We start from the raw sequence: 13,665 nt of genomic DNA, 5'->3' as shown, positions 1-13,665 counted from the left end.
GCCCGAGTGACCGACCCTTCAGCGTCTGATCGCCGGGGCGTCGCCGATGACGCGCTCGACGCTGCGTCGGAAGGCGACCGAGGCGCCGATCGGGTCGCCGACGTGACCCCACGCGAAGGCGCCCACGTACGCGAGCATGAGTTCGTCGGCCGCCTCGCCGGGCAGCGGGTGCTCGATCGCCTTGAGCAGCCTCGTGAAGCGTTCTGAGACCGCCTCGTGATGATCGGCGATGATGTGCCGCGCCGGGTCTCGCGGGTCAGGAAACTCGGCCGCGGCGTTCACGAAGAGCGAGCCTCTGAAGTCGTCAGCGTGCAGGGCGTCGCGCACCGTGTCAGCGACCGCGGCCAGCGAGTCGCGTCCGTCGGCGCCCGCCGCGATGCGCGCGTCCAGAGCAGTCAGAGCTGCGGCGGATGCTGACGTCAGATAGGCGCTGATCAACTTGTTCTTCGAGCCGAAGTGCTTGTAGAAAGTCGCTTTCGTGACCGACGACTGCTGGATCAGCTTGTCGACCCCTACGGCACGGATGCCCTCGGCGGCGAAGAGCGCGGTCGCGGCCTGCAGAATGCGCAACTTCGCGGGAGGGTCGGGGCGGTTGCCGTCGGCGGCGGGGTGAGCGGTCAGCACGGGTCAAGCTCCAGACAGGGTGACGGGGGTATGCGCGTCGAAGTGAGCAGAGTGTGCAGGTTCGCCGCACTAGTGATCATAGAGGGGACAGACAGAGTTGTCTGTCCCCGTGATGAATCGTCGTGTCTCCGAAGCGTTCGAAGGCATGGCCTATGCTCGACGGGGTTCGGTGAGGAGCGTGGGTCGTGTCTCGGTATGTGTATCTGGTGCGTCATGGTGAGCAGCAGGATGCGGAGCACGGGCTTCCGGACGGACCCCTCAGCGGTCGTGGCCAGCGGCAGGCTCGCGCGATCGCCGAGCGCTTGAGCGGAGTGCCGTTCGCGAGCGTGCACACGTCGCCGCTGCAGAGGGCGGTCGAGACCGCCTTGTCGATGACCGAGCTCATGCCATCGATCGAGCCACAGCCTTCTGCACTGCTCATGGACTGCATTCCGGCCGGACCCTCGCCCGACATGCCGCACGCCTTCGAGCCATTCTTCGGCGGCGTCACGCCGGAGGAGATCGCCGCAGGAGAGGCGCAAATGGCCGACGCGACGGCCGAGTGGCTGTCGCCGTCGCGCGATGACCGTCACGAGCTGCTCATCACTCACAACTTCGTCATCGCGTGGTTCGTGCGGGAGGTGTTCGGTGCGGCGTCATGGCGCTGGATGGGCATCAATCAGGCGAACTGCGGATTGACGATCATCCGCGTGCGATCGGCGAAACCTCCGGTGCTCGTGACCCACAACGACCTCGGGCACCTTCCGGCCGAGCTGCGCACGGGCCTTCCGGTCGATCAGCCATTCTGATCCCCGTGCGACGGGGCGGCAGCTTGCTCGGTGGCAAGCCGATCGAGCCGGCGGCGCGTGTAGGCGAGGCTCGACGACTCTGAGCCGAGTAGACGACCCATCACTGAGAGGGCGATGCCGGTGAGCGCGATCGCGGGCCAGCGGGGGCGCTTCAGCCCGAGCAGTTCGCGGTAGCGGTCTGGCAGCGATGCCACCGCGCCGGCGAAGAGCACGCGATAGGCGGGCCCCACACCGGCACCGAGCGGGGGTTTGCGCAACCATCGCACAGCCTCGTCGACGCGCTCGTCGCGTCGCAGCACGGGCAGGTAGGCGGCGATGGCCGCATCGAGTTCGGCGCGGCTGCGGGGCGGTGCGGGCATCCCCATCAATTCGCCGGCAAGAGCCCACTCGCGCACGTACTGATCTGACCCCCCTGGAATGTCGCCGCCCCAGGTCTCGTGACTGCCGATGAACGCATCGGCGAACACGCAGTGCACCCAGGCGACGAGGTCAGAGTCGCCCGCCGAGTACGCGATCGTCGTTCCGTCCGCACCGAGGTACTCACCGGTCACGCGGTGGTGCAGCTGCGAGACCCACGCGCAGGCGGCCTCGGCCTGTCGACGGTCGGCGAACGTCGTCGTGAGCACCCAGCGCACGGTGCCCGCCAGTCGACCGAGTGGGTCTTCGCGGTATCGAGAGTGGTCGTGAACGCCGGCCATGGCGCCCGGGTGCAACGTTTGCATGAGCAGAGCGCGAATGCCGGCGACGACTGTGGGCAGCCCGCTGTGCACCTCCCAGACGGCCGAGCCCGGACCGAAGTAGCCCGCATCGTCACCGGTCCCGAGGGCCGTGACCCAGTCGGGAGTGCCGTTCGGGTCGCCCGAGAACATCGTGAGGATGCGCCCTCGAGCGCGCGTCGCCAGTGCTGACCGGGCCATGCTACAGACTCTGGCACAGTGAACTGGGCGACTCTCGCGCGACGGCTGTGAACGCTCTCGCTGGGCGCGCATCGCCCCCAGCGAACCGGCGTGCAAAAATACCCCAGGGGGTATATAGTGAGGGCATGACCTCCCCTCGAACCTACGTCATCATCGGCGGCGTGGCCGGCGGCATGTCGACCGCGACCCGCCTGCGCCGTCTCGACGAGACCGCTCGCATCATCGTTCTCGAGCGTGGCGAGCACGTCTCGTTCGCCAACTGCGGCCTGCCGTACCACGTGGGCGGCGTCATCACCGATCGTGATGCGCTGATTCTGCAGACCCCCGCGTCGCTCGGCGCACGCTTCGCCCTTGACGTGCGCGTGCGCACCGAGGCGATCGCGATCGACCGCGAGGCCCGCACCGTCACTGTGCGCGACCTCGCGACGGGCGCCGACGATGTGCTTGCGTACGACGCTCTCGTACTCAGCCCCGGCGCCTCGCCGATGCGCATCCCCATCCCCGGCGTCGAGCGCGGCCTGGTGCTGCGCGACATCGCCGACATGGACCGCATCATCGCCGCGGCGCAGGATGCTCGCCGAGTCGTCGTCGCCGGTGCGGGCTTCATCGGCCTCGAACTCGCCGAGAACCTGCGCCACCGCGGTCTCGAGGTGTCCGTCGTCGAGATGCTGCCCCAGGTGCTGCGGCCCTTCGACGTCGAGATGGCACACATTGTCGCCCAGCGCCTGCGGGCGAACGGAATCGAGCTGCACCTCGGCACGGCGCTCAGCGGCATCGAAGACGACCACGTCGTGCTCGACGGCGGTGCATCGACCCTGCCGGCAGACCTCGTCGTGCTGTCGGTCGGGGTGCGGCCCGAGAGCGGCCTCGCCCGCGACGCGGGACTCGACCTCGACCCCCGCGGCTACATCGTCGTCGACTCCGAGCAGCGCACCTCCGACCCGGCGATCTTCGCGGTGGGTGACGCCGTCGTGAAGCAGCGCTTCGACGGAGACCCCTCGCCCGTGTGGCTGGCGGGCCTGGCCAACCGGCACGGTCGCCTCGCCGCCGACGTTATCGCCGGCCGCCCGCACGCAGCCGTCCCGGCCCTCGGCACTGCTGTCATTGGGCTGTTCGGCCTCACTGCCGCCGCAGTCGGCCGCACCGAGCGCGAGCTGCGCGACGAGGGCCGCACGATCCGCGTCATCCACACCCACCCGACCCATCACGCCGGGTACTACCCGGGCGCCGAGCAGCTCTCGCTCAAGCTCATCGTCGATGCCGAGACCGACGCCATCCTCGGCGCGCAGGCCATCGGCGGTGGCGCGGAGAAGCGCATCGACGTCATCGCGACAGCGATGGCCGGCGGCATTCCCGCGCGCGGGCTCGCCGACCTCGAGCTCGCCTACGCGCCGCAGTTCGGCTCGGCGAAAGACCCCGTCAACATGCTCGGCTACGTCGACGACAACCTCATCGACGGCGAGCTGAGCGTGCAGTGGCACGAGCTCGCCGAGAAGCAGGCCGACGGGTGGCGGCTCATCGACGTGCGCACCGAGGGTGAGAACGCGCTCGGCGCGATTCCGGGCAGCGAGCTCATCACGCTCGACGAGCTGCGCGACCACGCCGAGCGGCTGCGCGGCGAGCGTGTCATCGTGACGTGCAAGGTCGGCCAGCGCGGCCACACCGCCGCGTCGCTGCTGCGGCAGTACGGTGTGACCGTGGCCAATCTCGACGGCGGCTACACGACCTGGCTCGCCGGCACCTCGGCTGTCGCCCCGGTGCCCGTCGCCGTCTGACCCGACTGCACTGCACCACCCGACCAGAAGGAGCCCCATGGCTGACGAGATCTCCGTCGACCAGCTTGTGATCGAGCGCGAGCGCGGAGCGACCGTGATCGACGTGCGCGAGGTCGACGAGTACATCGATGCGCATGTTCCCGGGGTGCGGCTCGTACCGCTCGGCACGATTCCCGATGAGCTGGATGCTCTGCCGAGAGACGAGACCCTCTACGTGATCTGCCGCTCGGGTGCCCGCAGCCTGCGCGCGGCCGACTTTCTCATCGCAAACGGCTTCGACGCGATCTCGGTCGCGGGCGGCACCATGGCCTGGGTTCAGCGCGGGCTCGACTACGAAACAGGAGATGACCGATGACCAGCATTCCGGCCGACGAGGCCAAGAAGATCGCCAACCGTCTTCGTCGCGCTCAAGGGCAGCTTGGCGCCGTGCTCGGCATGGTCGAAGAGGGCCGCGATTGTCGTGAGATCATCACGCAGTTGAGCGCAGCATCCAGCGCCATCGACCGCGCCGGCTTTGCCATCATCGCCTCGGCCATGAAGGAGTGCCTGCGCGACGGCGAGGGTGACCCCGTCGAGGTCGCCGACCTCGAGAAGCTCTTCATGAGCCTCGCCTAGCGGCGACCCTCCGAGCCTCGCCTGACGGCAACCCTCCGAGCCTCGCCTAGAGCACCCGACCCAGCCAGGTCGTCGCGTTGGGGTTCTCGTTATAGGGCTCGATCGGCGTGAAACCCAGGGCGCGATAGAGCCCCGCCGCCTGCTCCAAGCTCTCGTGCGTGTCGAGCACGAGCTCGCGGCCGCCGAACTCGCGAGAGCGCCGCTCAAGCTCGCTCATGAGCGCGCGTCCGTAGCCGAGGCGCCGCGTGTGCGGCTGCACCCAGAGGTGCTTGATCTCGAAGCGCGCGCCGGCCGGCCCGTCGTCGATGCGGCGAATTCCCCCGCATCCGACATCGGCGGGCTCGCCCGAGAGATTCTCGCCCTCGACGATGAGAAAGACTCCGCGCGGGGGAGTGAACTGCTCGTCGCTGACGACCGTGCGCTGGTAGTGCTCGGCGCCCGCCGGAAAATCGAGGGCGCGCGCCGTGAAGTACTGATCGAGCAGCACGCCCGCCGCATCGCTGCTCGGCATCGCCTCGCGCCAGGTCACCATGGGCACAGCCTAAGCGCCATGGCCCCGCCGTAGGATGGCGCCATGGTCATTCGCGTCGCTGTCGTCGGAGCAACCGGGCGACTCGGGTCGATCGCCTGCGATCTCATCGAGCGCCAGAGTGACCTCACGCTCGTCGCCCGCCTCGACTCGCGCAGCGATCTGGGTGAGATGCTCGGCGCTGACGTCGTGCTCGACGTGACGGCTCCCGGCGTCTCGGCGACGGTGGTCGACCACGCCGTGCGCAACGGTCTCAAAGTGCTCGTGGGCACGAGCGGCTGGAGCGAAGACCGCCTGCGAAGCCTGCGCACCCTGATCGACTCGCAGACGGATGCCGGGGTCGTCGTGGTGCCGAACTTCTCGATTGGCAGTGTGGTCGCCACGCACCTCTCGACCATCGCCGCGCGTTACTTCGAGTCGATCGAGATCGTCGAGACCCATCACGCCGCGAAGGTTGACTCGCCCTCGGGCACGGCCGTACGCACGGCCGAGCTGATCGGGCACGCGCGCGCTGAGCTCGGGCCCGTGGTGGCGCCGCACACCGATCAGCGCGCACGCGGCCAGCAGGTCGCGAGCGTGCCCATTCACTCCCTGCGGCTTCAGGGTGCGCAGGCACGCCAAGACGTGCACTTCGGTGGCACGGGCGAAGTGCTGTCGATCAGCCACGAGACGCTGTCAGCGAGTTCGTATGAGGCGGGAATCCTCATCGGGCTGCGCGCCGCGGCCGAGGCGACCGGGCTCATCGTCGGCCTCGATGCCCTCATCGGTCTGGCCGAGGGTGCGATCGACGTGGACGACGACGCATGACGCGTGCCCGCTGGGGCGCCCTCGGCATGGCCGCTCTGCTCGCCCTCTACATTGGCGTCGTCATCACGTACGCCGTGCGTCTCATCGGCGACCCCCTGCCGGTCGCGCAGGCGATCGGCTGGGCGCTCGTCGTGCTGCCCCTCATCGGGGCGTGGGCGCTCGTCGCCGAAGTGCGCTTCGGCTTCGCGGCCGAGCGGCTCACGCGTCGCCTCGAGGCCGAGGGCGGTCTGCCCGACGACCCGGTTCCCGTGCGGGCAAGCGGGCGGGTGGAGCGCGATGCGGCCGATGCGGCGTTCTCGCGCCATGCGGATGCCCTGCAGCAGCATCCCGAATCGTGGGCCCACTGGTTCAGGCTCGCGCTCGCCTACGACGCCGCACGCGATCGTCGTCGCGCCCGGTGGGCGCTGCGCGAGGCTATTCGGTGGGAGCGGGCCGATCGGTCGACGGCTCCTGATCAGCCGGCGGGCTGACGAGCGCCGCAATCGCGGCTTCGACCGTCTCATGACGGAAGCGGAATCCGTCGGCGAGCAAGGCGGCGGGAATCTGCTTCTGACTCGCCAGCAGCAGTTCGCGGCCCGCGTCGCCCATAAGCGTGCCGATGACCGGCTCGGGAATCGCGAGCAGGTGCCAGCGGTGCATCGCCTCGGCGAGTGCTCGGGTGAAGCGGTCGGCGGTCGCGGGAGTCGGGCCGGCCAGATTGACGGGGCCTCGCAGCGTCGAGGTCATCAGGTGGCGGATGGCGCCAGCCTCGTCGTAGAGGCTGATCCACGGCCAGTGCTGGCCACCGCTACCGATGCGGGCCGCGACACCCAGGGAGGTGAGCAGGCGCAACGGCGTCATCGCCCCGCCGTCGCCCACGACGAGACCCGTGCGCAGCAGCACCGTTCGGGTCGACTCGGGAGCGAGGCCGGCCGCCGCCTCCCACGCCGCGACGACGTCGCTGAGAAAGCCCTCGCCTTTGTCGGCGCTCTCGGTGAGGCGCACAGCAGGGCGGTCACCGTAGAAGCCCACGGCCGAACCACTGAGAAAAACGCGCGGGGGAGTGCTCGCGCGAGCCATACCCTCGGCGAGAGTGCGCGTCGCGTTCACTCGCGAGTCGACGATCTTCTTCTGGTAGCCGCGCGTCCACGGAATGCGGGCGATCGAGGCGCCCGAGAGGTTCACGACGACATCGACCGTGTCGAAGACGCCGGCGTCGATGACGCGGGCATCGGGCGACCACGAGAACTCGGTCTCGGTGCGCGGAGCACGACGCACGAGGGTGCGTACCTCGTGGCCCTCGGCGCGCAGTTGACGCTGCAGCTCGGTGCCGACGAGGCCGGATGCGCCGCCGATGAGCACGCGCAGCGGCGTCACCGCGGCCACTAGGCGAGCGTCGCTTCGAGCGTGATCGACGTGCCGGTCAGCGCGGCCGAGACCGGGCATCCGGTCTTCGCGTTCTCGGCGAAGGTCTGAAACTCGTCGGCGCTCAAACCCGGCACCGACGCGCTCACCAGCAGGTGGCTGCCCGTAATGCCCTCACCGGGCACGAAGGTCACGGCGGCGGTGACCTGCAGGCTCGACGGGGTGTGGCCGGCCTTGCTCAGCGCGTTCGAGAGCGCCATCGAGTAGCAGGCTGAGTGCGCGGCGCCGAGCAACTCTTCGGGGTTGGTCATGCCCGTGACACCTTCCGACCGTGCAGCCCAGGTGACGGGAAACTCGCCCGCATCGGACGAGTCAAGCGACGTGGTGCCCGACCCTTCGAGCAGGCTTCCGATCCACAGAGTGGTTGCTTCGCTGGTGACGGCCATGGCAGTTCTCCTGACGGTTCGCGGGGGCTGCGGGCCTTCAGCCTACGCGCGAGCGGCTGAGCGGCGAATGATTCCTGCCCGAACCAGCAGCACATACAGCTGGCAGCCGAGGCAGTAGGCGAACGCGGCGTTGAGGAAGGCGGCGATGAACGCGGCGCCCGCCGCGACGACGAGGGCACCCGGCAGACCGATCAGGTGCAGCACGAGACCCGTGGCGGTGACCAGCAGCCCGACGAGCTGAGCGAACGTTGGCGGCGCCGGGTGCTCGCGCTCGGTCGGCGGCGCGAGACGCGGGGCGATGAGGCGTCGGTAGACAGCGCCGTACGGGTGCTTCTGGATGCCCGCGAACGCTCCCCACGCGAACAGTGCCACGAGCACCGTGAGCAGCAGTGCCGACGGCTGCAGGGCGCGCTCGACGACGTCAGCACCCAGCGGCTCGGTGAGCCCGAGCAGCACGACGACCAGCAGCAGTACCGAGGTGATCGTCGCGCCGAACCGGGGGCCGCGCGGGTCGATGCCGAACGGCTGCGCAGTCTCGCGCTCAGCGGCGGTCATGCGCGCACCAGCTCAGAGCGGGCGGCGTCGACAGCCGCGCGCACGTCGGCGGCCTTGACGGCCCCGATCAAGCGCGCACGAACGTGGCCCTCGCGATCGAGCACGAGCGTCGTGGGGGTCGAGTAGACCGAGTGCCGACGGGCCACCTCGGGCTCGTCGACCACGTCGATCTCGCGGTGCGCCACGGTCTCATCGGCGACGGTGAGCTCGGTGGCCACGCGCCGCATCGCAACGCAGGCCGAGCACACGGGGCTCGAGAGCTGCACGAGGGTCACCTCGGCACCCTCGACGGTCAGCTGGTGCTCGTCTCCGCCGCATCCCTTCGCGACGCGCGTGCCGCGGGCGCGCAGCGTCAGGCCGAGCACGGTCGCGAGGGCGACGAGCGCCACGATCACGATGAGGGCGGTGAGAGCATCCATGCTCATGAAAATACGAAACAACCTGCATCTATTCCCGTGTGTGACGTTCTGTGACCGCGTGCCGCCCCCGGTAGGGTGACGAGCGTGACCGAGGCGACCGAGATCCAGTTCCGTTCTGACGTGACCGTCGAGCTCGTGCGGGCCAGTGCCCACGACAGCGACGTGCTGTTCGCCGCGCGCGTGTCGACGCAGGGCGAGCAGACGCTCGAGGCCGCTACGGCCGGCGCCGACGCCACTGATCGCGACCGCGGACTCATCAACTACCTCATGCGCGACCGCCACGGCTCGCCCTTTGAGCACAACTCGATGACCTTTTACGTGCAGGCGCCGATCTTCGTGTTTCGTGAGTTCATGCGGCACCGCATCGCGTCGTACAACGAAGAAAGCGGACGCTACCGCGAGTTGCGCCCCGTGTTCTTCGTGCCTGGCCCCGAGCGTAATCTGGTGCAGGTCGGCAAGCCCGGTGCCTACGACTTCTTGCCCGGCACCCCCGAGCAGACGGCCCTCGTCGACACTGAAGTGCGCGGCGTGTGCGAGGCGGCCTACGCCTCCTATCAGCGGATGCTTGCCGCGGGCATCGCGCGCGAAGTGGCCCGCGCTGTCCTCCCCGTGACGATCTACAGCTCGATGTACGTCACGATGAACGCCCGCTCGCTCATGAACTTCTTGAGCCTGCGCACCAAGCGTGAGGGCACGCACTTCCCGTCGTTCCCGCAGCGCGAGATCGAGATGGTCGCCGAGCTCATGGAGCACCACTTCGCCGAGCTCATGCCCCTCACCTACGAGACCTTCAACGGCAACGGCCGCGTCGCCCCCTAGCCGCGCGGTCCTCGCACCCGCGCACCCGGGCGCACGCGTCCCGCGCGCCCGCCCCGTGGCTCCGCCCGGGCACCTCACGCCCGGTCCGGTGTCGCATCGACCCGGTGCCCGCCGCGCTTCCCGGCGTGTCGCATGTGGAGCCCGGCGTGTTGCTCGAGGCACCGGGGCGATGCGACACGTCGACTCGACTTCGTGCGCCGTGGCACTCCTCCCTCTCGAGCCCGATCGCGAGTGGCTCCCCAAGAGCTGGTCACGCAAGCCGCGCTCCCAAAGAGGACTGGATGCTGTCCCGCATGATCGACTTCGTGCATGCAGCGAGGATTGCGGGCGGGGTCGCCCGGGCCTCACATCTCGCCTCCACACGAGCGGAGCGGCGCGCGCTCGAGAGGGCCACGGCTCGGGGTCACCTCGTGCGCTTGAGACGTGGCGTCTATGGCGTGCCCGAACTCGATGCAGACGTTGCCGCGGCGGCTCGCGTCGGTGGGCGAGTCGCTGGGGTGTCGGCACTTCGGCACCACGGTCTGTGGGTGCCTCCCGGGGCGAGGTCAGTGCTGCAGGTCGAGGTCGCCGACGAACTGCAAGAACGACCAGCAGAAGCTCAGGGCAGACCTGTGCTCGTACACTGGCTCGCGGCCGGTTCTCGCCCCCGCTTCGGAGTTGCACCGCTCGAGGCAACGCTCGCCCGAGCAGCACAACAACTACCACTGTCGTACGCCGTGGCGGTGCTCGACTCGGCGCTTCGAGCCACCCCACTGACTCCGGTCGACCTGCAGTTTCTGGCAGCGAGCTGGCGGCCACGGGCAAAGGCTGCGGCGTCACTCGCCGATGAGCGCTCAGAGTCGGGCACCGAGAGCGTACTGAGGGTGCTGTTGCGCGAGGCGGGCATCCACGCAACGCCGCAGGCGCCGCTTCCGATCGGTAATCTCGCGCGTGCCGATCTGCTTGTCGGCGACCGGCTGATCATCGAGTGCGACAGCGAGGCTCACCACGCCGAGCCGGCCAACCGACGAGCAGATCTTCGGCGAGACGAGTCGCTCATAGCCCTCGGCTTCATCGTCTATCGGCCCGACTATCGCCAGGTGTTCGGTGACCCGGCCGGGGTCGTCGCGACCGTCGCGGCCATTGTTGCTCGGGCAGATCATCTGTCGCATCGCCCCGGCTGAGTGTGTGACACTTCGGCGGGTTCGTGTTCGTGTGCGGCACGTCGGCGCGTTCGCCGGGGCGTTGCGACACCAGGGCCGACGACTGCAGCACTCAGGCGCCCGCGCGCGGCCGGGGGCTGGCGCGATACCCTGAAGCACGTGTCTGCCTCCAACCCCTTCGGCCAAGTGCTCGTCGCGCTCGTCACGCCTATGCTGGCTGACGGCGAAGTCGACTGGGCCGGGGTCGAGAAGCACATCGACGACGTCATCACCGCGGGCGCCGACGGCATCGTCGTCACGGGCACGACGGGGGAGACGAGCACCCTGACCGATGCCGAGAAGATCCGGCTGGTCGAGGTCGGCAAGTCGGTGAGCGCGGGGCGGGCATCAGTCATCACGGGCGGCGGCTCGAACGAGACGGCGCACGCCATCGAGCTCTACAAGGCCAGCGCCAAGGCCGGCGCCGACGGCGTCATGATTGTCACGCCCTACTACAACAAGCCCACTCAGGCCGGGGTGCTCACGCACTTCCGCATGGTGGCCGACGCGACCGATCTGCCGGTGATCCTGTACGACATCCCGGGCCGCGCGGGTATCCCGATCATGTACGAGACGATCCTTCGCGCGGCGAAGCACCCGAACATCCTCGCGGTCAAAGACGCCAAGGGCGACCTCAGCGAGGTGAGCCGCGTGCTCAACCAGACCGACCTGATGTACTTCGCGGGCGACGACGCCAACGTGCTGCCGACACTCGCGATCGGGGGCACCGGGCTCATCGGCGTCACGGCCAACATCGCCCCGGGGCCGTACCGCACGATCGTTGACGCCGTGAACAACAACGACCTCGCGACGGCGACGGCCGAGCACCAGCATCTCGAGCCCCTCGTGCGCGCCGTCATGACGCACGTGCCCGGCACGGTGGCGACCAAGTACGTGCTGCACGGACTCGGCCGCATCGGCACCCCGCGCGTGAGACTGCCGCTGGTCGGCCCCGAAGAGCACGAGGCCGCGATCATCGAAGACGAGCTTGATCTCGTCACGAACGTCGAGGGCGTCGACTTCCACAACTTCCGGCCCGACCGCAATGCTGCGGCCGGCGGTGCCCTGCCCAAGGTGGCCGGCACCACCCGCTAGACCACACAAGGGGGCTGCGAGCCCCACCGAGCACGACAACCAGTCAGGCGCTTCATGACCACAGAACTCTTCACCCCTCCCGCTCTCGGCTCCGGAACCCTGCGCATCATCCCGCTCGGCGGCATCGGTGAGATCGGTCGCAACATGACCGTCTTCGAGATCGACGGCAAGCTGCTCATCATCGACTGCGGCGTGCTCTTCCCCGAAGAGACCCAGCCCGGCGTCGACCTGATCCTTCCCGACTTCGAACCCATTCGCGATCGTCTCGACGACATCATCGCGGTGGTGCTCACGCACGGTCACGAAGACCACATCGGCGCGGTGCCCTACCTGCTGCGCATGCGGCAAGACATCCCGATTCTCGGCTCGAAGCTCACGCTCGCCTTCATCGAGGCGAAGCTCAAAGAGCACCGCATTCAGCCGTACACCCACATGGTCAGGGAAGGACAGGTAGAGAAGCTCGGACCGTTCACGCTCGAATTCATCGCCGTGAACCATTCGATTCCGGATGCTCTGGCCGTCGTCGTGCAGACCGCGGGTGGCACGGTGCTCCACACCGGTGACTTCAAGATGGACCAGTTGCCGCTCGACGACCGCATCACCGACCTGCGCGCGATCGCGCGCTGGGGCGAGCAGGGCGTCGACCTCGTGCTGAGCGACTCGACGAACGCCGACGTTCCGGGGTTCACCGCCCTCGAGCGCGACATCGGCCCTGTGCTCGAGAACGTCATCGCGCGCGCCCCGCGCCGCGTCATCGTCGCGAGCTTCTCGAGCCACGTGCACCGCGTGCAGCAGGTTCTCGACGCCGCTCACGCGAACGGCCGCAAGGTCGCGCTCATGGGCCGCAGCATGGTGCGCAACATGACGATCGCCGCTGACCTCGGCTTTCTCAACGTGCCCGATGACCTGCTCATCGATCACAAGAAGGCAGCGAACCTGCCCGACGACAAGATCGTCTACATGTCGACGGGCAGCCAGGGTGAGCCCATGGCCGTGCTCGCGCGCATGGCGAACCTCGAGCACCAGATCGAGATCGGCCACGGCGACACCGTGATTCTTGCGTCGAGCCTGATCCCCGGCAACGAGAACGCCGTCTACCGCGTCATCAACGGGCTCATGAAGCTCGGCGCGAAGGTCGTGCACAAGGGCACCTCGCGCGTGCACGTCTCGGGTCACGCATCGGCAGGCGAGCTGCTCTACTTCTACAACGTGCTGCACCCGACGAACGTCATGCCCGTGCACGGCGAGCAACGCCATCTTGTCGCCAACGCCGAGCTCGCGATCGCGACGGGCGTGCCCGAGAAGAACGTCATTGTGGGCGAGAACGGCACGGTCGTCGACTTGCGCGACGGCGTCGCCACCGTGGTCGGCCAGCTCGACATCGGCTTCGTGTACGTCGACGGCTCGACGGTCGGCGAGATCACTGACGCCGATCTGAAAGATCGCCGCATCCTCGCCGAGGAGGGCTTCATCTCGATCTTCGTGGCGATGGATGCTCAGACCGGCAAGGTCGTCGTCGGCCCCGAGATTCACGCTCGCGGGTTCGCGCCCGACGAGGCGATCTTCGACGACGTCAAACCCCAGATCGTCAAGGCGCTCGCCGAAGCGGCGGCGAACGGCACGCGCGACAGCCACGCCTTCAGTCAGGTCGTGCGTCGTGTCGTCGGCCGCTGGGTCAACACCCAACACCGTCGTCGCCCCATGATCGTGCCGGTGGTGATCGAGGCCTGAATGCCTCGATCACCCAGGCC

The 13,665-nt window shown here is 68.6% G+C and carries 17 protein-coding genes; 10 read left to right on the top strand and 7 right to left on the bottom strand.

The genetic code is table 11. The features are described from left to right. Positions 1-18: 18 nt before the first annotated feature. A complete protein-coding gene (locus tag KL788_RS01115; protein WP_293167710.1) occupies positions 19-624 on the bottom strand; it encodes a TetR/AcrR family transcriptional regulator in 606 nt (201 codons plus the stop codon). A gap of 185 nt (positions 625-809) precedes the next feature. Between KL788_RS01115 and KL788_RS01110 the strand changes: the two genes are divergently transcribed. Next, entirely contained in the window at positions 810-1,412 is a 603-nt protein-coding gene (locus tag KL788_RS01110; protein ID WP_293167708.1) for a histidine phosphatase family protein, read from the top strand. Here KL788_RS01110 and KL788_RS01105 read toward each other — a convergent pair. Further along, positions 1,400-2,329, bottom strand: a complete 930-nt coding sequence (locus tag KL788_RS01105) for an oxygenase MpaB family protein (RefSeq protein ID WP_293167706.1) — start codon at positions 2,327-2,329, stop codon at positions 1,400-1,402. The two genes, KL788_RS01110 and KL788_RS01105, sit on opposite strands and share 13 nt — an antisense overlap. A gap of 125 nt (positions 2,330-2,454) precedes the next feature. Between KL788_RS01105 and KL788_RS01100 the strand changes: the two genes are divergently transcribed. Genes KL788_RS01100 through KL788_RS01090 form a run of 3 tightly spaced genes read left to right on the top strand, consistent with a single transcriptional unit; the run spans position 2,455 to position 4,719 of the window. Continuing rightward, the gene (locus KL788_RS01100; protein WP_293167705.1) at positions 2,455-4,104 is read left to right on the top strand and encodes an FAD-dependent oxidoreductase; all 1,650 of its coding nucleotides are present in this window, start codon (positions 2,455-2,457) and stop codon (positions 4,102-4,104) included. Positions 4,105-4,141: 37 nt separating this feature from the next. Further along, complete coding sequence (locus KL788_RS01095) at positions 4,142-4,459, top strand: rhodanese-like domain-containing protein (RefSeq protein WP_293167703.1); 318 nt, start codon at positions 4,142-4,144, stop codon at positions 4,457-4,459. Beyond that, complete coding sequence (locus KL788_RS01090) at positions 4,456-4,719, top strand: metal-sensitive transcriptional regulator (RefSeq protein WP_293167701.1); 264 nt, start codon at positions 4,456-4,458, stop codon at positions 4,717-4,719. The genes KL788_RS01095 and KL788_RS01090 overlap by 4 nt, the downstream gene beginning before the upstream one ends. A 46-nt stretch (positions 4,720-4,765) precedes the next feature. Here KL788_RS01090 and KL788_RS01085 read toward each other — a convergent pair whose 3' ends face one another. Next, on the bottom strand, positions 4,766-5,251 hold the full coding sequence (locus KL788_RS01085) for a GNAT family N-acetyltransferase (RefSeq protein ID WP_293167699.1): 486 nt from the start codon (positions 5,249-5,251) through the stop codon (positions 4,766-4,768). Between the two features lie 42 nt (positions 5,252-5,293). Here KL788_RS01085 and dapB point away from each other — a divergent pair, with 42 nt between their 5' ends. Both dapB and KL788_RS01075 read left to right on the top strand, forming a co-directional pair. Then, on the top strand, positions 5,294-6,055 hold the full coding sequence (gene dapB / locus KL788_RS01080; protein WP_293167698.1) for a 4-hydroxy-tetrahydrodipicolinate reductase: 762 nt from the start codon (positions 5,294-5,296) through the stop codon (positions 6,053-6,055). Further along, entirely contained in the window at positions 6,052-6,525 is a 474-nt protein-coding gene (locus KL788_RS01075; RefSeq protein ID WP_293167696.1) for a hypothetical protein, read from the top strand. The genes dapB and KL788_RS01075 overlap by 4 nt, the downstream gene beginning before the upstream one ends. On the opposite strand, the gene KL788_RS01070 is transcribed toward KL788_RS01075, so the two are convergent. Genes KL788_RS01070 through KL788_RS01055 form a run of 4 tightly spaced genes read right to left on the bottom strand, consistent with a single transcriptional unit; the run spans position 6,470 to position 8,819 of the window. Further along, positions 6,470-7,420 carry a TIGR01777 family oxidoreductase gene (locus tag KL788_RS01070; protein WP_293167694.1) on the bottom strand — a complete coding sequence of 317 codons (951 nt, stop codon included), beginning with the start codon at positions 7,418-7,420 and terminating at the stop codon, positions 6,470-6,472. The genes KL788_RS01075 and KL788_RS01070 overlap by 56 nt on opposite strands. Beyond that, complete coding sequence (locus tag KL788_RS01065) at positions 7,420-7,845, bottom strand: OsmC family peroxiredoxin (RefSeq protein ID WP_293167692.1); 426 nt, start codon at positions 7,843-7,845, stop codon at positions 7,420-7,422. The genes KL788_RS01070 and KL788_RS01065 overlap by 1 nt, the downstream gene beginning before the upstream one ends. Before the next feature lie 42 nt (positions 7,846-7,887). Further along, entirely contained in the window at positions 7,888-8,400 is a 513-nt protein-coding gene (locus KL788_RS01060; protein ID WP_293167690.1) for a DUF4395 domain-containing protein, read from the bottom strand. Then, a complete protein-coding gene (locus KL788_RS01055; RefSeq protein WP_293167688.1) occupies positions 8,397-8,819 on the bottom strand; it encodes a thioredoxin family protein in 423 nt (140 codons plus the stop codon). The genes KL788_RS01060 and KL788_RS01055 overlap by 4 nt, the downstream gene beginning before the upstream one ends. 84 nt (positions 8,820-8,903) lie before the next feature. On the opposite strand from KL788_RS01055, the gene thyX reads away from it, so the two are divergent. The 4 genes from thyX (at position 8,904) to KL788_RS01035 (ending at position 13,645) form a co-directional block, all read left to right on the top strand. Continuing rightward, entirely contained in the window at positions 8,904-9,638 is a 735-nt protein-coding gene (thyX, locus tag KL788_RS01050; protein WP_428846098.1) for an FAD-dependent thymidylate synthase, read from the top strand. 437 nt (positions 9,639-10,075) lie between these two features. Continuing rightward, the gene (locus KL788_RS01045) at positions 10,076-10,801 is read left to right on the top strand and encodes an endonuclease domain-containing protein (RefSeq protein ID WP_293167684.1); all 726 of its coding nucleotides are present in this window, start codon (positions 10,076-10,078) and stop codon (positions 10,799-10,801) included. A 138-nt stretch (positions 10,802-10,939) separates the two neighbouring features. Beyond that, positions 10,940-11,914, top strand: a complete 975-nt coding sequence (gene dapA / locus KL788_RS01040; RefSeq protein ID WP_293167682.1) for a 4-hydroxy-tetrahydrodipicolinate synthase — start codon at positions 10,940-10,942, stop codon at positions 11,912-11,914. A gap of 54 nt (positions 11,915-11,968) precedes the next feature. After that, positions 11,969-13,645 carry a ribonuclease J gene (locus KL788_RS01035; protein WP_293167680.1) on the top strand — a complete coding sequence of 559 codons (1,677 nt, stop codon included), beginning with the start codon at positions 11,969-11,971 and terminating at the stop codon, positions 13,643-13,645. The last annotated feature ends 20 nt before the right edge of the window (positions 13,646-13,665 follow it).

This window comes from Microcella sp., from assembly GCF_019739195.1.
GTDB lineage: Bacteria > Actinomycetota > Actinomycetes > Actinomycetales > Microbacteriaceae > Microcella.
This window is presented reverse-complemented; position numbering and strand designations above follow the sequence as displayed.